Genomic DNA, 17,187 nt, shown 5'->3' on the forward strand with positions numbered 1-17,187 from the left:
TTTGTAGCCGCTGCCGTCAGGCTGCGCTGGAGCCCGTGAGGGCTCCCAAAGGCGGCGCCTGCTATGCAGGCGAGCGCAGCCTCACGGCAGCGGCTACATGCAGGTGGACCATAGCGATGAGGCCATCACAGCCCAGGCAGATTCAAGGCCTGGGCACACGCCTGCAGCGAGCGCCGCTCACTCTCGGCATACAGCGCCAACTCATCCTGCACCGACGCGCCCAGCGCCTGCTCGAACGCCGCGCGGTTGGCATTGCTGCCATAGTCGCTCTGCGCCTCATCCCCCAGGTTCGACTGGAAGATCCCCGCCGCACTCACCGGCAAAAAGTCCTCATACACCAGCGCCGCAAAATGCACATGCCCAGCGCCAATCAGTGCTTCCAGCGTCACCGGCCGTGCAGCCTCATCCCGCGCCGCCAAACCACGCTCGGTCGGGAAATAACGGAAATAGGCCAGGCCCTGTTCGCGCATCTCCCCCAGGTCATCGGCAAAGGCCTGAAACTGCTCACTCAGCAAACTCATGTAACGCCCGGCATTGGCCTGCGCCGGTACCTCGCCCAAGGCGTCGCGCGCGGCATCCAGCAGGCGGTCATACAACTGCCGGCCTTTGGGCGTCAGCGCCGCGCCGCGTTGTTCGATTTCGCCGAAGCGCGCGGTATGGCTGCCCCCCGCCGAAGCCTGGTCACTGAACGCGACCTGTTCCTCCAGCGCCTTGAAACTGGTCTGGCGCAACAGGATCGGCTGCTTGCGCGGCGGCGGGCCTTCAATCACCGCTTTCGGTGGAATACCCTTGGCCGGCATGCCCCGCTGGATCGCATCGATATCCAGCGTTCGCGGGGTCAGGTGGTTGATGTGCGGGCCCTTGAATGCCACCACGTCGGCGATCAACCGATGCTGGTCATGCAACTGCTGGTACTGCGCCGCCGTGACCGTCGCCTGCGGGTGCCAGCGGAAGGTGTGCAAGGCTTCATTGACGAAGGCTTCGGCATCGGCCGCATTCAGGCCACCGTGCGCTTCGCATTGCTCGATCAGCGCCAGCGCCCGTGGCGTGAAGATCTGCCGCTGGGCCAGGATCGAGGCGGCCAGTTCGCGCAAGGCGAGGTTGTCGATCAGCTCCAGGCGCAACAATGAGGTGAACACCCGGAACGGGCTGATATGCAGCGCCTGCTCGTGCACCGCGCGAAACGCCGTGGAGTGCACCGGCACCCCGGCCGAACTCAAGTCGTAATAGCCCACCGGCTGCATGCCCATCACCGCGAACAGGCGGCCTATGGTCGCCAGCTCCTGCGCCGTGCCGACGCGAATCGCGCCATGGCGCTCCTGGTCCAGCCGTTCGATTTCGCCGGTCCAGCGCAGGGCTTCGGCCACCTGGGGGCGCTCAGCCAACACCTGCTGGTTGGTCTCGCTCACCAGTTCCAGCAGCGTGCCGTACAGCGGCACTTCCTGCTTGTACATGAGCGACATGGCGGCGGAAAACTGCGCGCGAATGCGGTCCGGGCTGACGAAATCTTGAGCGGGCATCGAAAGCTTCCTGATAGTGAAGGTCACGCTTACATGAAAGCGAGGAATGCAGCCCCAGTTCAAGCGAAAAAAAGTCGAGCGATCATTCCCTAAATTCAGGACCTGCCATGGGCGACGTGTTCCTGGATCCAGCTCACCAGGCTACGGACTTTCGGCACCTCTGCCGCATGCTCGGCGAAAGCCAGGAAATGCGCGCCGCTGCTGCGCATGCTGTGCTGCCACGGCACCACCAGCTTGCCTTCAGCCAGCTCCTGTTCCACCAGATAACGCGGTACCAGCGCCACGCCGCAGCCGGCCTGGGCGGCACTCAGGCACATATAGAACGTATCGAAGCGCGGTCCATGGTAGCTGTTGGCCGAGTGCAGGCCTTGTTCGAGGAACCATTCATGCCAGGCCTCGGGGCGCGAGGTGCTTTGCAGCAACACCAGCTCGGCGAGCGCACTGGCGTCGTCCAGTACGCGGCCTTGCAGCAGCTCCGGGGCGCACACCGGCAGCACGTCCTCGCCAAACAGCTCGATGCAGGTGGCCCCCGGCCAGGTGCCCTGGCCATAGAAGAACACCACGTCAGCCGTGGCCTGGAGCAGGGCGAAGGGCTCCATCTCGTTGCGGATGTCCAGGTGGATGTTCGGGTAGCGTTTGCCGAAACCCTTGAGATTGGGGATCAACCAGCGCACACCGAAGCTAGGCTGAGTAGCGACCTTGAGCACTTCGGTCTGCTCGCCGTAGGACAGGATGTAGCGGCTGGACATGTCGACCTGGGTGAGGATCTTGTTCACCTCAGCCAGGTACAGCGCGCCTGCCGGCGTCAGTTGCAGGCGCCGGCGGATGCGCAGGAACAGGTGATGACGAAGCATTTCCTCAAGCTGCGCGACCTGCTTGCTCACTGCGCTCTGCGTCAGGTGCAGCTCTTCGGCAGCACGGGTGAAGCTCAGGTGCCGGGCGGCAGCCTCGAAGCACTGCAAGGCGGCCATCGAGGGGACCAGACGTTTGGACATGGTGGGCTCGCTCACCCGCAAATCATTACCTGGTGGAATGATGTGCTGAATAAAGGTCGTTTGTTGCACCAGAGTAATCGGATTAATACTGATCCCCAGCTCAATTACAACCACTCACCTTACTGCCTTGCAGGAGAACACACATGGTTGAAGGACTGCTCGACCGCCTGGGCGTAACGGCCAGCGCTTATACCCACGGCAACCACCCTGTTCATACCCCGATCGATGGCAGCCAGATTGCTGCCGTGCACCTGGAGTCCAAAGCACAGGTGCTGGGCAAGATCGAACAGGCCGAGCATGCCTTCCAGGCCTGGCGCACAGTACCGGCCCCGCGCCGTGGTGAGCTGATTCGCCTGTTTGGCGAAGTGTTGCGCCAGCACAAGGCGCAACTGGGCGAACTGGTCTCCATCGAAGCCGGCAAAATCACCCAGGAAGGCCTGGGCGAAGTGCAGGAAATGATCGATATCTGCGACTTCGCCGTGGGCCTGTCGCGGCAGTTGTACGGCCTGACCATCGCTTCCGAGCGCCCAGGCCACCACATGCGTGAGAGCTGGCATCCGCTGGGGGTGGTCGGGGTGATCAGCGCCTTCAACTTCCCGGTCGCGGTCTGGGCCTGGAACACCACGTTGGCCCTGGTCTGCGGCAATGCGGTGGTGTGGAAGCCATCGGAGAAAACCCCGCTGACCGCGCTGGCCTGCCAGGCTCTGTTCGAAAAGGCCCTGAAGGCCTTCGGCGATGCGCCGCAAGGGCTCAGCCAGCTGATTATCGGTGACCGTGATGCGGGCCAGGTGCTGGTCGATGACCCGCGCGTGCCGCTGGTCAGCGCCACCGGCAGCACCCGCATGGGCCGTGAAGTCGGCCCGCGTGTGGCGGCCCGCTTCGGTCGCAGCATCCTTGAACTGGGCGGCAACAACGCGATGATTTTGGCGCCGACGGCTGACCTGGACCTGGCCGTGCGCGGCATCCTGTTCAGTGCCGTGGGCACCGCCGGCCAACGCTGCACCACGCTGCGCCGGCTGATCGTGCACCGCTCGCTGAAGGACGAAGTGGTGGCCAAGGTCAAGGCGGCCTACGCCAAGGTGCGCATTGGCGACCCGCGCAAAGACAACCTGGTCGGCCCGCTGATCGACAAGGCCGCGTTCCAGGGCATGCAGGATGCCCTGGCTCGTGCTCGCGACGAAGGCGGCCAGGTGTTTGGTGGCGAGCGTCAGGTGCAGGCGCAGTACCCGAACGCCTACTACGTTTCACCGGCCATTGTGGAAATGCCCGGGCAGACGGCGGTGGTGCGCCACGAGACCTTTGCGCCGATCCTGTATGTGCTGGCCTATGACGAATTTGAAGAAGCGCTGCGCCTGAACAACGAAGTGCCGCAGGGCTTGTCCTCGTGCATCTTCACCACCGACCTGCGTGAGGCCGAGCGCTTCCAGAGCGCGGCAGGCAGTGATTGCGGGATCGCCAACGTCAACATCGGCACCAGCGGCGCGGAGATCGGCGGGGCGTTTGGCGGCGAGAAGGAAACCGGCGGCGGGCGTGAATCGGGGTCGGATGCCTGGAAGGCCTACATGCGCCGCCAGACCAATACCGTGAACTACTCGCGTGAGCTTCCGTTGGCGCAGGGGATTGTGTTCGACTGATCACCGCGTTGACCGCATCGCTGGCAAGGCCAGCTCCCACAGAGGGTGATTCCTGTGGGAGCTGGCCTTGCCAGCGATGGCTGCACCACCGATATAAGGCCAAGAACAAAAAACGGAGCCGGCCATGACCGAACTGCGTCGAGAGTGTCTGTGGGAGTACGTTACACCGCCTGCGGCCCCAGCCGCGGCGTTGTCGGGCGATGTACGCGCCGACGTCTGCGTCATCGGCGCCGGTATCACCGGCCTGAGCGCGGCAATCCACCTGCTTGAACAAGGCAAGTCGGTGGTCCTGCTGGAGGCCTGGAAGATCGGCCACGGCGGCTCCGGGCGCAACGTCGGGCTGGTCAACGCCGGCACCTGGATTCGCCCCGACGATGTCGAGGCGACCCTCGGCGAGCAACAAGGCAGCCGCTTGAACAAGGTCCTTGGTGATGCCCCCGGCGAAGTCTTCGCGTTGATCGAGCGCCTGGGCATTGATTGCCAGGCTCGCAACGCCGGCACCTTGCACATGGCCCACAACGCCACCGGCGAAGCCGACCTGCAAGCGCGCCACGCGCAATGGACCCGCCGTGGCGCCGATGTCGAACTGCTCACCGGCGCCCGCTGCGAAGAATATTGCGGCACCGACAAGATCTCCGCCGCGCTGCTCGACCGCCGCGCCGGCACCATCAACCCCATGGGTTATACACAGGGCCTGGCCGACGCGGTCACCCGCCTGGGCGGGCGGATTTTCCAGCAGTCGGCCGTGCAAGGCCTGGAGCGTGCCGGCAGTGACTGGTGCGTGAAGACGGCGGCCGGCGCCGTGCTTGCCGACAAGGTGGTGATCTCCACCGGCGCCTACACCGAGGGCGACTGGACCGACCTGCAAAAGCACTTCTTCCGCGGCTATTACTATCAAGTGTCCTCGACACCGCTGCACGGCAGCGCCGCCGACAACGTGCTCAAGCATGGCCAGGGTTCCTGGGATACCCGCACGGTACTCAGCAGCATTCGCCGGGATGCCCAGGGCCGCCTGTTGTTGGGCAGCCTGGGCCGGGTCGACAACAAGCCGGCGTGGTTCATCCGCAGCTGGGCCGACCGCATCCAGAGCCATTACTTCCCGCAGTTGGGCAAGGTCGAGTGGGAGATGCACTGGACCGGCTGCATCGACTTCACCCCCGACCACCTGATGCGCCTGTTCGAGCCCGCCCCCGGCGTGGTCGCGGTCACCGGCTACAACGGTCGCGGCAACACCACCGGCACGGTGATTGGCAAGGCGTTCGCCCAGTACCTGTTGCAAGACAACCCGGACACGCTGCCCGTGCCGTTCTCACCCATGAAGCCGGTATCGGCGCCGTCGTTGCGCACCGGCTTCTACGAGACCGGCTTCTCGCTGTACCACGCCGGGCAGTGCCTGCGGGTGGTGCTGTAGTGGCTACTTGTGCAGCCAGCTGAGGAAGCCGCCTTTCTTCACGACGGCCGGCTTCTGCAGCAACAGCGACTGGCTGGCCTGGTGACGGAAGCGTTGCAGCTTGGTCAGCGCGGCCATCACCTCGCTGCGCTGGTCCAGGCAACTGCGCACGTCATTCTTGTCGATGCGGTAGAGGATGCAGCTGGTCAGCGTGCGGAACTCGGCGTTGGAGTCGGCGCCGTCGAGCAGCCCTTCCAGGCCGAGCACTTCGCCGGGGCCCATGCGCCCGGCTTCGATCAGCGCGTCGCCATTGTGCACCGAGGCCGAGACCACGCCGGTACCGATCACCAACACCGATTCCGAGGCCTGGTCGACACCGAGAATCACCTGGTCGGCCGGGTATTCCACGGAGGTCATGCGCTGGCTGAGGCTGTCTTTTTCCTCGGTGCTCAGCGAGCGGAAGATGCGCACGTTTTCCAGCAGGGCCCGTTGGCGGTTCCAGGGCTGCGGCGAGGTGTCGGCATTCCACACCACGCCGGCCGCTTCGAGGTGGCGGTGGGCGAGGTCGAACATCTGGTTGCGCACCTCGGTTTTCTGCTCCATCGAGCGCACGAAACCACTGGCTTCGTACTCCACCGACTCCAGCGTGGCGAGCTTGATCGACGCCTTGGGGGCGGGGCTCGACAGCAGCGCGCTGCTGCCTTGCAGGGTTTTTTCCAGGGCGTCGAGGACCCGCCGTGGGCGCACTTGCGCCGGCACCACCACGCTGATCGACACGCCATGCACGTCGCTGGGCCGGCTGAAGTTGAGCAGCTTGGCCTTGGCCGCCACCGAGTTGGGGATCACCGCCATGCTGCCGTTGCTGGTCAGCAGGCGAGTGGCGCGCCAGTCGATGTCGATGACCTTGCCTTCGGTGCCGTCGATGGAGATGACGTCATCGATCTGGTAGGGCCGCGTGGTGTTGAGCACGATGCCGGAGAATACGTCGCTGAGGGTGCTTTGCAGGGCCAGGCCGATCACGATGGCCATGACCCCGGAGGTGGCCAGCAGGCCCTTGACCGGCAACTGCATGACGTAGGCGGCTGCGGCGACGATGGCGATCAGGAAGATCACGGCGCCGACCACATCCTGCAGCAGCCGGCCGGTGTGGCCGCTGCGCGAAATCAGCATCAGCCCGAGCACCACCGTGAGGGTGCGCGCGCCGAACAGCCACCAGGTGATTTCAAGAATGGTGGCCAGCAGGTTGCGCGAAATGTCGTCGGGCCAGGGCGCCGGTTGTAGCGGGCTCATGCCGGCGTCGATCAATACCCAGCTGAACAGCAGGAAGGCGATGACCCGCGCAGTGATCCGCCAGGTGCGGCGCTCCAGCGGGATGGCACGCCAGAGCAGCAGGTCGAGCAGCAGCAGGGTCGCGCCGATCAGCAGGGGGTAATCGTGGAGGAATGCAGGCATGCCGGTCTCGATTGGGTGGGATGTTGCTAGTAAAGAGCAGGTTGTTGGTAATTACTACTGCAAACTCACCGGGGCGGACTGTGCCCAGGGCAAATATTAAAGCGTTTGTTTGAAATTGTTTGCCGGGTTTATTCTTGACACCGCAAAATGTAAGGCTATTGTTATATCGCCATCACGGCTGGGGAAATATATTGTCGCGCTGCCATGGAGGCAGTGACAACCGGCCGCATCAGGATGGAAGTATTCGCCAGCGACTTACGAAGCTGTTGCATGGACGCCATAATAATAAATGTAATGGATGACAACCACGTGATCAGACTATTCCGCGTTTCCTGCCTGGGCAGGCCCCTCGACGTATACCTATGCACGATGCTTATGCCGTGTAAATACGTATAACGCTCGTTCACAGATAAACAGCCTATTTGTGCTGACCGGCAGCTGAATCTGTCGGCGGCCGCGCATGGCGTTTGTCTGTTCATATTACCGCATCGGCATTGAAGCGGATGTTGTGTCCTCTCACCGGGAAAGGTTCGTGTGTGGGAGACACATTATAATTTCATGTTTTCCATTGGAAGGAACTCATCATGCGCGTCTGTAAAGATGTACTCGACGCTATCGGTAATACGCCGTTGGTGCGTATCAACAAACTGGCTGCTGATTGCACGGCAAGCGTGTATGCGAAGTTGGAGTTCATGAACCCCGGCGGCAGCATCAAGGACCGCTTGGCCAAGCACCTGTTTGAACAGTACGCCCGTGCCGGGCTGCTGGACGCCGGCACGACCATCGTCGAGAACTCTTCGGGCAACACCGGTGCCTCCCTCAGCATGGCCGCGGCGGTGAAGGGCGTGCGCTGCACCATCACCCTGCCGGACAAGATGAGCCAGGAGAAAATAAACCGCATGAAGGCCTTTGGCACTGAAGTGGTGGTGACACCAACCAATGTACCTGCCGAGGCCGAAGAAAGTTATTACAGCGTGGCCAAACGTATTGCCGCGTCCACCCCAGGGGCGATTTATCCCGACCAGTACAACAACCCCGAGAATGCCTTGGCGCATTATCATTCCACCGGCCCTGAAATCTGGGAACAAACGGCGGGGCAGGTAGACGTGGTCGTCTGTGGTATGGGCACGGGTGGCACTATCAGTGGTGTTGGGCGCTACTTGAAAGAGCAAAGCAAGCAGATCAAGATTATTGGTGTTGATCCGCAAGGCAGTATTTTCTACGACTATTTCCATCACCGTAAATTGACCACGCCGCAGACCTACAGTGTTGAAGGGATTGGTGAAGACTACCTGGTCTCGGCGCTGGACTTTGAGGTGCTCGATGATGTGGTTCGGGTCAATGACAAACAGTCATTCGATACCGCCAGGCAGTTGGTTCGGCAAGAAGGGATTTTCTGTGGTGGGTCGAGCGGCAGTGCAATGTTTGTTGCACTTAATATTGCCCGTGATTACCCGGGTAAAAACATCGTGGTTATTCTGCCTGACTCGGGGAACATGTACTTGAGCAAGTTCATGAGTGACGAGTGGATGTTGCAGAACAACTTTCTATGAGCTTTTCAATCCCTGCGCAAGGATGCCCCATGGAATCGATAGCTGGCGCTGTATTGCCTGATCACGTCTTCAATTTCTCAACCCGGATCGACTTGATGGATGAGTCGCTGCGCGAGGGTGCTGAACGGGCAACCGTGCCGCCCTCGCTTGAGCAGAAAATCCAACTGGGCGAGGCGATCGCCGCTACCGGCATCAAGACGCTGGTGGTCGGCATGTTTCCCGATGTGCCGCACAACGTGGCCTTGCTTGCAGGCCTGCTCGCTAGCCAGGACAAGGGGGCGATCCCGGCGGATGTTCGCTTCATGGTCATTTCCCATGTGGGGGTGACATTCGAGCAAACCGTCGCACTGCTTGAGCATCAGCAACTGGACCGCAGCAGTGTCTGGATCATTGCCATCCATTCGGTCTCGGATATGCAGATAGAGCATTTGTTCCCGACCATTCTGCGCAAGGACCCTACGCTGGACTGGCAGCAGTCCGTGTGGGAGGGGCTGAGCGTGCAACACCGCCGCGAGCGCAACATCGAGTGGCTGGCAGGGTTTGTTCCGCGCGTCCGGCAATTCAAGGGTGGTGGGATCATGTTCGGTTTGCTGGATACCTTCCGCGCCGATATCGATCACCTCGAGCGGGTCGTCCAGGTCCTGGCAAACCAGGGTGTCACCCAGGTGCGCCTGGTGGATACCGCCGGCAGTTGCCTGCCGGAGCAGATACCCAGCACGGTCGGCCGACTGCTGCAGGCGTTTCCCGGGATCGATTTTTTTGGTCACTTCCACGACGACTTCGGCATGGCGACCGCCAATGCCATTCGCGGGCTTTCGCTTGGCCTGAAGGGGGTGGATGTTTCCGTAGGTGGCTTCGCCAATCGTGCCGGTCATCCACCGCTGGCTGAAGTCACGATGGCCTTGAAAAGCCTCTATGGCATCACCCTGGCGGGTTTCAACTATGCCGGCCTGTATGCCTTGAGTCGGGCCACCGAAAAAACCTACGGGTTGCTTGAAAACCCTGCCCAGGCGATCACGGGAGTGATCACCCATGCAGTACAGAGCGGTATTCGTACAGAGCTCTTGAAGAAGGCACCACGGATCTTCGACATCATCGAGCCTGCCGAGATTGGCGGTCACCTGGTGAAGATGTTCGGCGTGCGCAGTGGCAAGGACGGGTTATTCCGCTTCCTCAAGGAGCGCCAGTTGCACATCAGCCGGACCTTTGGCGTCGAGGTCAGCCAGGCGCTCGCCGACAGCATGTTTGAAACCATCGACAGCGCATGGAAAGCGCGCAGCAGCGTTATCAATCAGCGAATCCAGGACAGCCTCTCGAGCTATCACGCGGCATTGGCCGAGTCGTTCTTTACCGAGGCCGCCGTCATGGATTCGATCGAGCAGTATTTCGTGAATCTACAGGGAAGAGAGATGGACGTTCGTATGTTCAATACCGAAACATTGTGGGAAGCCTTCAACCACTTGCCAGCCGATGCTACGCCGGCGCAATGGGAAGCCCTGCTGGGCATGGCCCAGCAGACCTTGGACATTGCTTTTGAAGGGGAGCAGGACGCGGTCAGCCGCCAGGCACAAACCTGTATCCACCGGGTGCTGTACTGGATCTACGCGCACCGGATCAACAGCCCGATGAATGCCAGCTGGAAAGACTGCGACAGTTATCAATATGACCGGCTGCGGCAGTTGCTTGAGTCCCGCTGGGAGGCATTCCAGGGGCAACAGCTGAAGCCGCTACTGGGCAACTTGCCCACCGCCGCGAACTTTGAGGCATGGTCCAACAGCGTGTGCCAGGCACACCGCTCCAACGTCTCCCACCCGCTGTTCGACTTCCTCAAGAACCAGGCAAGCTTTGCCCAGTTGCGCGAGTTCATTAGCCAGGAAACGCCTTTTGACATCCACTTTGGTGACATCCTGGCGATGATGCTTCCAGGTGTTTATGGCGGCGCCAAGGCCGAATTCTCCAAGAACTTCTGGGATGAGATGGGCCACGGCGAGGTGCCCCGTGCGCACCGCCAGATGCGCCTGGAAATGACCTCGGCAATCGATGTCGACCCGGACGCGTACTTGCACAACATCGAGATGTTCTGCCTGGAAGAACTGCGCCTGGCCAACATGTACTTCAAGGGCGCGTTCAATCGCTCCAAGCTGTTCCAGGCCATCGGCATGATGCTCGCCACCGAGCTGATGGTGCCAGGTCGCCTCGAACAGCAGATCCAGGGCTGGCGCCGGGTTGGCCTGGAAGACAGCACCATGGCGTACCTCCTCGAACATACCGTGGTTGACGTCGAGCACGCCGCCGGCTGGCTCAATGAGGTGGTGTTGCCGTTGGTTCAGCAGCGTCCGCAGGCTATCCACGACATCGCCTTCGGCATGCTTCAGCGCCTTGAATACGCGGCGGACGTGTGTGACCACATGCTGGTCCATCTGCAGCACGTGAGCCAACCGGCCTCGAGCGAAGCAGTGCCTGGTTGATCCAAAGGGCTGCCTGCAATTGCGACCTCCAGCGGTCGCCCGGCTATGCCGGGTGGCTGCTGGGTGACGTCCTCTCTATTGACCAGGGTTGATCAATGAGCACACATCAAAGGATTGAGCTGGACCCTCACAGCCTCAAGGAACTGAAGCGGCTGCGACCGGCAAAATGGATCGCGGCCATGAGCATCGACTGGGCGGTGATTGTCATCGCCCTGTGGAGCGCCTGTTATTTCGATCATTGGGCGTTGTACCTGCTGGCCTGGCTGGTCGTCGGCAACCGCCAGCACGCATTGACCGTACTGGGTCACGAAGGCGTGCATCGCCTGATAAGCCACAACCACAAGTTGAACGACCTGCTCAGCAACGTCTTCTGCTTCTGGCCCATGACCATGAGTGTGCATGGCTTTCGCAAGTTTCATCTGTACCACCACAGGTTCTGCAAGACCGAGCAGGACCCGGAGCGTGACCTGTTTGAAATGAAGTACTTCTCGCTGCCCCTGTCGCGCAACGGGCTGCTGTTTCGCGTCCTCAAGGACCTGCTCGGCTTCGGCGCATGGGATACCCGTTATGTACTGGACAAGATGAGTGCGCCCAAGCGCATGGATCGGGTGATGCCGTACCTGTTCCTGACCGTGCTTAGCGCGATCTTCATCGGCTTGTCGCTGTGGGAAGTGCCGCTGCTGTGGTTTGTATCGATGGTCACTTCGCAATTTGCGATTACCCGGTTGCGCACCTGGACCGAACACACCGGGACGGTCGAGGCTTACAAGTTCACCGCGCACCCGGTGATTCTGCATGCCATCTACCCGCACAACATATGGATTCACTACGAGCACCATCATTACCCGTTGATCCCGTATTACAACTTGCCCGCAGCGCGCGCCAAGTACCCGGAGCACGTGCAGAGTTTTACCCAGGTGTACCGGCACATTTTCAAGCTGGATAAAAACGAATTCAGTGCGGACCCCGTGGCCCGTTGAACATTCAAGAGGTGAGCGTGTGAATAGCAAAGCATCCGCATTGGCGTGTCCCCTGCCATCCGCGGCCCCTGGCAGCGCGGGTGAAATTACCATTGAAGCGTTATCGCTCGATCAGCACTGGGCAGCCCTCGAACACCTGCTGAAAATTGAAGAGTGGCCGTTCATCAGGGCCGACCTGGAAGTCTCGCATGCGCAGGATCGGGCCTTCGGGCTGGTTGCCAGGCGCAACGGCGAGATCAAGGGGTTCTTCACCGCCCATAACTTCGACGACATCGTCTACCTCGACCTCATGGTCGTGGAAAAGTCGGAACGCACCAACGTGGCAATGGCCGCGGAACTGTGGCGCTGCGCCAGACAGGAAATCGCCAAACACGGCTTTCGCGCCCAGGTGGCGCACTGCACCAATGATTCGGCGCCGCTGCTGCGCTTGTTTGGCTTCACCACCTCGAGCAGTTTCACCCTCGTACGGCGCGAGGTACTGGGGGCGCAGCGCCACGCGGCGCCACTGGCGTTTCTTGATCACACGGCGCTGGCGGACCTGGTCGAACTGGACGCACAGGTGTTTGGCGTTCGCCGCGAGTCCTGGATCAGTCATCTGCTTGGCCAGCCCAGCACAAGGTTTGTCGGGCGCTACGAAGCGGGGCATCTGACGGCTTCGGTGTGCCTGCGCACGCGCCGGGACAATTCATTGTGTATCGACGCGGCGAACAGCCATGACTTCCAGGCATTGGTTGGCCTGCTCGACACGGTCTTTGCCGGGCTGCCTGACTCACGCTTTGAGTGCTTTGTGAAAACGGACAGTGCATTGCACCAGTACTTTCTGGGCAATGGCTTTGTCGTGCCGGAGTTTTTCACGCCGATTGGCCCGCTGGATGAGCTGCGCCTCGGCGCGGAGCACCAGGTGGGTAGCGCCGCCAATGTGTACGCACTGGCCTGGCTCTAACCGGCCCTGCCACTTACTTGTTCAGTTGGATGTGGGATGACATGAATCAGGACGATTACAACGCGCTGCGTGCACGGATAGAGCGCGCATACGCCCCGGCAACCTTTGACAAGCATGGCCAGACGGCTGTTGCCCTGATGGCGGAGTTTCTTAACGGCAGCCAGCATTCTGCCAACGCGGTGCTCAATTGGCGGGCACCCACCAGCAACATCGAGGAAGCGCAAGCACTGCTCAATGATGGCGCGGATGTCGGTGAATTGATTCAGGCCATATTTGCCCATGGCCAAACCATCCATGACCCGCGCTACATGGGCCATCAGGTGCCGGCGCCAGTGCCCATGAGTGCGTTGTTCGAAGCCGTCAGCAGCCTGTCCAACCAAGGCATGACGGTGTATGAGATGGGGCCCTGGTCCAGTGCCGTCGAGCGGGTAATGATGCAGACCCTGGGCGAGCAGTTGGGCCTTACGCCAGGCTTCGGCGGGATCCTCACCTCAGGTGGCTCAATCGCCAACCTGACGGCGTTGCTGACCGCACGCAACATTGCCTTGCAGGGTACCTGGGCCAATGGCATCAGCGAGGGTCGGGACAAGGCGGTGATCGTTGCGCACGGCGAGAGCCATTATTCGGTGGAGCGGGCGGCAGGCATCCTCGGCATGGGCACGCACAACTGCCTGAAAGCCGCGCTGGATGAGCACAGCAAGATCGATGTGGCCAAGCTCGATGAGCAACTGCATTCACTGCGAGCGCAGGGCAAGACGGTGATTGCCGTCGTGGCGGCTGCCTGCTCCACCCGAACCGGCAGCTACGACCCGCTGCGAGCAATTGCCAGGGTGTGCAAGGCCCATCAGGTGTGGCTGCACGTCGATGCTGCGCACGGCGCGGCGGCTGCCTTCAGTGATGACTATCGACATTATCTGGAGGGAATCGAAGAGGCCGACAGCGTGGTGTGGGACGCCCACAAAATGCTGTTCATGCCAGCCCTGAGTACCTACTTGTTCTACCGCAAGTCAGCCAATCAGTACCAGGCGCTCAACCAGAGTGCCAGTTACCTGTTCGATGCCAATGCGATGCTTTCGGAACAGTACAACACCGGCCTTGGCACGCTGGAATGTACCAAGCGTGCTGCGGCCTTTTCGCTTTGGGCCACGTGGGCGGTGCATGGCAAACAGCTGTTCGCCGACTTGGTGAACATCACCTACGGGATGGCCAGAACTTTCGCCCGCCACATGCTCCAGCACCCGCATTTCCAGTTGCTCAACGAGCCTGAGGCCAACGTGCTGGTGTTCAGGTATGTGCCGTCGGCCCTGCGCGGGGCCGACGCCGGCGTCATCGGGGCTTTTCAGGTCGGGCTGCGCAAGCGGCTTATCGAGTCGGGTGAGTTCTATATCGTGCCCGCCGTCGATCGAGGTCACCAGGCGTTGCGCATGGTCATCATGAACCCCCTGACCAGCGAGGCCGAGTTCGCGGGCCTGAGTGCCGCGTTGCAGCGCCATGCCGAGCAGATGCTGGCGCAAAACTGAGCGCTGAACCGACTAACCGAGCATTGCCCGGGCCGGATGCCCGGGCCTGGTGCACCCTACAAGGAAGACGTTGCCATGAGACACCCGATACCCGAGCATTTTCAGCTCAAGAGCAACTGGATGCCGCTCTACTACCTGCTCCACGGCCTGACGATCTGGCTAGGCTGCGGGTTTGCCAGCTATTACCTGTATACCCAGTATGCCGAACAGACCTACCTGGTATACCCGCTGATAGCACTGTGCAGCGTGGTCAGCGGTCTGGGCCTGTTTTTCATCGCGACCCTGGGCCATGAAGGTTTTCACGGTTGCATGAATTCAAACCGTACCGTCAGCATGGTCCTGGGCATCCTCTTCTCGTCGCTGGTGCCGTTTTTCGTGTCCACCGGCTACACCGTGCTGCACTGGCAGCACCATCAGCATACCAATACCGAGAAAGACCCTGACTACGCGCTGTACTCACGGCTGAACACCTTCTTTTCGCGGTTGTTGATTGGCCCGACGACGATCATGCTGCTGGCCTATTCGCGAGCGTTCAACCTGATCTTCTCCCCGGCGCGCAATGGTGATATCCGCTACCCGTTTGCACCGCGCAAGGCCCGCCTATTCGCCATCCTGAACATCTTGCTGACGCTGGCAGTCACCACACTGTACGGCGTGCTGTTCTATTACGACTTCACTGCCGCGCTGTTCATGATCGGCCTGCCCTTTGCCGTGGTGACTACCTACTTTGCGATGGCGCCTTACATCGAGCATTCCGGTACGACCTTGGCGCTGGAGTCGAATACCCGCACCTACACCTCTCGGTTTTTCTCGATTGTGCTGCTGGGCTACAACTTCCACGCCGAGCACCATCACTACCCCAGCGTGCAGAGCCACAAGTTGATAGCCCTGCATGCCTACCTGAAACGCAACGGCCTGATTGCCCCCGAGGCGGTGGTTGAGGACAGTTTCTTGCGGGTCATCAAGGTAGGCGCTACCGGGCGCCTGGACTTCACTGGGCGCTAGCCGGGGTGGTGGTTCGGGTTGTTCTAATTTGGTATCTCACAGAAGGGAAGCACCATGCAGGACCATGAAATCTTGAGCACGCTCAAGTCGATTGTCTGCGCGATCGTCGATATTGATCGCGCGGCGCTTGGCAGCGAAACCAACATGCTGTTTGACCTGGGTATTTCCTCGGCCGAACTGATGAGCCTGCTGCTAACCGTCGAAGAAACGTTCGATATCGAGATCGGCGCGCAGAGCGCCCTTGAAGCGCAAACCCTGGGTGGTTTTGTTGCGCGAATCGCTGCGGAACTGCCCAAGCCCTGCCTGACGGCGGGCTGATCGGCAGCGTTGCCAGCGGTTTTCACCATGGGTGTGGTTGTGAGAGGAAAGTGCGATGGAACGCAGGGTGGTTGTGACAGGTTTAGGGGTGGCCAGTTCGCTGGGCAACGTGCTTGAAACGTTCTGGCAGGAGTGTCTTGAGCCGACGGTCCAGGCGGCGGCATTGCCGGCGCTCTGGCACGCTTTTTTCACGCCCCGCTCAGCCTATTGGATGCCGTATGAGCGGGTACCCGGGATCGACGACCTGAACTTCAGGTTGTTTGACCGCAACCTGTATGACCAGGCCACCGTGAACTTCCTCTACACCGCCACCCAGGCGGTGGAGAACGCCGGCCTGGCGCTGCTGGAGGGGGCGCACAGTGCCAAATCCAAACATATTGCCGGGTATCCAGCGGGGCGTGTCGGGGTGTTTGTCGGGACCAGTGTCGGTGGCATAAGCACGTTCATTGACAGCTACCTCAACCACTTGCTCAAGCGCCTGGGCAGTACGCTGGAGTTGCCAGGGGGGGAAATCCAACTGCCCCATGGCAAGCGTTTCAACCCCTTTGCCTGTGCGCGCTTCATGCCGAACTCACCGGCCTCCTCGGTCGGCATTCTGCTCGGCGCACAAGGCAAGGCAAGGTCGTTCAACTACGCCTGCGCCTCGTCGACGATTGCTGTTGGCGAGGCCTTCAACAGTGTCAGCAGGGGTGAGGTGGATTGCGCCATTGCCGGTGGCACTGAATATCTGATGGACCCGTACGGGGCGATTTTCCGTTCATTCGATATCGCGGGCATTCTGACCAGATCCACCGATGGGCCGCAGGCCTGCAACCGACCATTTGATCAGCATCGCTCAGGCCTGCTGTATGCCCAGGGCGCCAGCGCCAGCCTGATCCTGGAGGAGCGAGAGCAGGCGCTGGCGCGAGGTGCGCCCATCTATGCCGAGATAAAAAGCTACGCGGAGAATTTCGAGGCGCACAGCCTGATGTCGGTTGACCCAAGCGGCGAAGCGATAGAGCGCCTGCTGCATGACCTGCTGGGCAAGGTTGGATACCAACCCGGCGATGTCGACTACATCAATGCCCATGGCACCGGGACGCTGACCAGTGATCAGGTCGAGAGCGAAGTCATTGCCAGAATGTTTGGCTCACGGGTAGCGGTAAACAGCTCGAAGTCGTTGCTGGGCCATACCTTCGGCGCCAGCGGCGCCCTGGAGGCGGTTATCAGTTGCCTCTCGATCAAGCACCAGATCCTCCACCCCTCGCTCAATGCAGCGTCGCCAATTGCCGACCTGAACCTGGTCCAGCAACCGCTGCGGCAAAAGGTCGACACGGTCATCTCGCAAAACTTCGGCTTTGGCGGGCACAACGCCGCGTTGTTGTTTGCGCGTCCGTAAGCGGGGGAGGCCACCGGCACAAGGCCGGTGG

Annotated in this window: 13 protein-coding genes; 10 read left to right on the top strand and 3 right to left on the bottom strand. The window is 61.1% G+C overall.

Features of this window, described 5'->3' with window-relative positions:
- Positions 1 to 125: 125 nt before the first annotated feature.
- Both hglS and M5G11_RS09450 read right to left on the bottom strand, forming a co-directional pair.
- Positions 126 to 1,520, bottom strand: a complete 1,395-nt coding sequence (hglS, locus tag M5G11_RS09445) for a 2-oxoadipate dioxygenase/decarboxylase HglS (protein ID WP_273913081.1) — start codon at positions 1,518 to 1,520, stop codon at positions 126 to 128.
- Between the two features lie 95 nt (positions 1,521 to 1,615).
- Complete coding sequence (locus M5G11_RS09450; RefSeq protein WP_273913082.1) at positions 1,616 to 2,515, bottom strand: LysR family transcriptional regulator; 900 nt, start codon at positions 2,513 to 2,515, stop codon at positions 1,616 to 1,618.
- A gap of 143 nt (positions 2,516 to 2,658) precedes the next feature.
- Between M5G11_RS09450 and amaB the strand changes: the two genes are divergently transcribed.
- The gene (amaB, locus tag M5G11_RS09455) at positions 2,659 to 4,149 is read left to right on the top strand and encodes an L-piperidine-6-carboxylate dehydrogenase (protein WP_273913083.1); all 1,491 of its coding nucleotides are present in this window, start codon (positions 2,659 to 2,661) and stop codon (positions 4,147 to 4,149) included.
- A 124-nt stretch (positions 4,150 to 4,273) separates the two neighbouring features.
- Positions 4,274 to 5,560, top strand: a complete 1,287-nt coding sequence (gene amaA / locus M5G11_RS09460) for an L-pipecolate oxidase (protein WP_273913084.1) — start codon at positions 4,274 to 4,276, stop codon at positions 5,558 to 5,560.
- Between the two features lie 3 nt (positions 5,561 to 5,563).
- On the opposite strand, the gene M5G11_RS09465 is transcribed toward amaA, so the two are convergent.
- Positions 5,564 to 6,991: a mechanosensitive ion channel family protein gene (locus M5G11_RS09465; protein ID WP_273913085.1), complete on the bottom strand. Its 1,428-nt coding sequence runs from the start codon at positions 6,989 to 6,991 to the stop codon at positions 5,564 to 5,566.
- Positions 6,992 to 7,575: 584 nt separating this feature from the next.
- Between M5G11_RS09465 and M5G11_RS09470 the strand changes: the two genes are divergently transcribed.
- From M5G11_RS09470 to M5G11_RS09505, 8 genes are all read left to right on the top strand, one after another.
- A complete protein-coding gene (locus M5G11_RS09470; RefSeq protein ID WP_273913086.1) occupies positions 7,576 to 8,544 on the top strand; it encodes a PLP-dependent cysteine synthase family protein in 969 nt (322 codons plus the stop codon).
- A gap of 29 nt (positions 8,545 to 8,573) precedes the next feature.
- Entirely contained in the window at positions 8,574 to 11,012 is a 2,439-nt protein-coding gene (locus M5G11_RS09475; RefSeq protein ID WP_273913087.1) for an iron-containing redox enzyme family protein, read from the top strand.
- A 179-nt stretch (positions 11,013 to 11,191) separates the two neighbouring features.
- Entirely contained in the window at positions 11,192 to 11,992 is an 801-nt protein-coding gene (locus tag M5G11_RS09480; RefSeq protein ID WP_273913088.1) for a fatty acid desaturase, read from the top strand.
- Between the two features lie 19 nt (positions 11,993 to 12,011).
- The gene (locus M5G11_RS09485) at positions 12,012 to 12,935 is read left to right on the top strand and encodes a hypothetical protein (RefSeq protein ID WP_273913089.1); all 924 of its coding nucleotides are present in this window, start codon (positions 12,012 to 12,014) and stop codon (positions 12,933 to 12,935) included.
- Positions 12,936 to 12,976: 41 nt separating this feature from the next.
- Complete coding sequence (locus tag M5G11_RS09490) at positions 12,977 to 14,455, top strand: pyridoxal phosphate-dependent decarboxylase family protein (protein ID WP_273913090.1); 1,479 nt, start codon at positions 12,977 to 12,979, stop codon at positions 14,453 to 14,455.
- Positions 14,456 to 14,530: 75 nt separating this feature from the next.
- Positions 14,531 to 15,460 carry a fatty acid desaturase family protein gene (locus tag M5G11_RS09495; protein ID WP_273913091.1) on the top strand — a complete coding sequence of 310 codons (930 nt, stop codon included), beginning with the start codon at positions 14,531 to 14,533 and terminating at the stop codon, positions 15,458 to 15,460.
- A 54-nt stretch (positions 15,461 to 15,514) separates the two neighbouring features.
- The gene (locus M5G11_RS09500) at positions 15,515 to 15,778 is read left to right on the top strand and encodes an acyl carrier protein (protein ID WP_273913092.1); all 264 of its coding nucleotides are present in this window, start codon (positions 15,515 to 15,517) and stop codon (positions 15,776 to 15,778) included.
- Between the two features lie 55 nt (positions 15,779 to 15,833).
- Positions 15,834 to 17,156 (top strand): beta-ketoacyl-[acyl-carrier-protein] synthase family protein, encoded by a 1,323-nt coding sequence (locus M5G11_RS09505; protein ID WP_273913093.1) that lies wholly within the window; start codon positions 15,834 to 15,836, stop codon positions 17,154 to 17,156.
- Positions 17,157 to 17,187: the final 31 nt, after the last annotated feature.

It is taken from the genome of Pseudomonas fontis (assembly GCF_028656955.1).
Lineage (GTDB): Bacteria > Pseudomonadota > Gammaproteobacteria > Pseudomonadales > Pseudomonadaceae > Aquipseudomonas > Aquipseudomonas fontis.

Excerpts from the sequence above, each read along its gene's own strand:
- hglS (WP_273913081.1), bottom strand. The coding sequence starts at position 1,520 with ATGCCCGCTCAAGATTTCGTCAGCCCGGACCGCATTCGCGCGCAGTTT.
- M5G11_RS09450 (WP_273913082.1), bottom strand. The coding sequence starts at position 2,515 with ATGTCCAAACGTCTGGTCCCCTCGATGGCCGCCTTGCAGTGCTTCGAG.
- amaB (WP_273913083.1), top strand. The coding sequence starts at position 2,659 with ATGGTTGAAGGACTGCTCGACCGCCTGGGCGTAACGGCCAGCGCTTAT.
- amaA (WP_273913084.1), top strand. The coding sequence starts at position 4,274 with ATGACCGAACTGCGTCGAGAGTGTCTGTGGGAGTACGTTACACCGCCT.
- M5G11_RS09465 (WP_273913085.1), bottom strand. The coding sequence starts at position 6,991 with ATGCCTGCATTCCTCCACGATTACCCCCTGCTGATCGGCGCGACCCTG.
- M5G11_RS09470 (WP_273913086.1), top strand. The coding sequence starts at position 7,576 with ATGCGCGTCTGTAAAGATGTACTCGACGCTATCGGTAATACGCCGTTG.
- M5G11_RS09475 (WP_273913087.1), top strand. The coding sequence starts at position 8,574 with ATGGAATCGATAGCTGGCGCTGTATTGCCTGATCACGTCTTCAATTTC.
- M5G11_RS09480 (WP_273913088.1), top strand. The coding sequence starts at position 11,192 with ATGAGCATCGACTGGGCGGTGATTGTCATCGCCCTGTGGAGCGCCTGT.
- M5G11_RS09490 (WP_273913090.1), top strand. The coding sequence starts at position 12,977 with ATGAATCAGGACGATTACAACGCGCTGCGTGCACGGATAGAGCGCGCA.
- M5G11_RS09495 (WP_273913091.1), top strand. The coding sequence starts at position 14,531 with ATGAGACACCCGATACCCGAGCATTTTCAGCTCAAGAGCAACTGGATG.
- M5G11_RS09500 (WP_273913092.1), top strand. The coding sequence starts at position 15,515 with ATGCAGGACCATGAAATCTTGAGCACGCTCAAGTCGATTGTCTGCGCG.
- M5G11_RS09505 (WP_273913093.1), top strand. The coding sequence starts at position 15,834 with ATGGAACGCAGGGTGGTTGTGACAGGTTTAGGGGTGGCCAGTTCGCTG.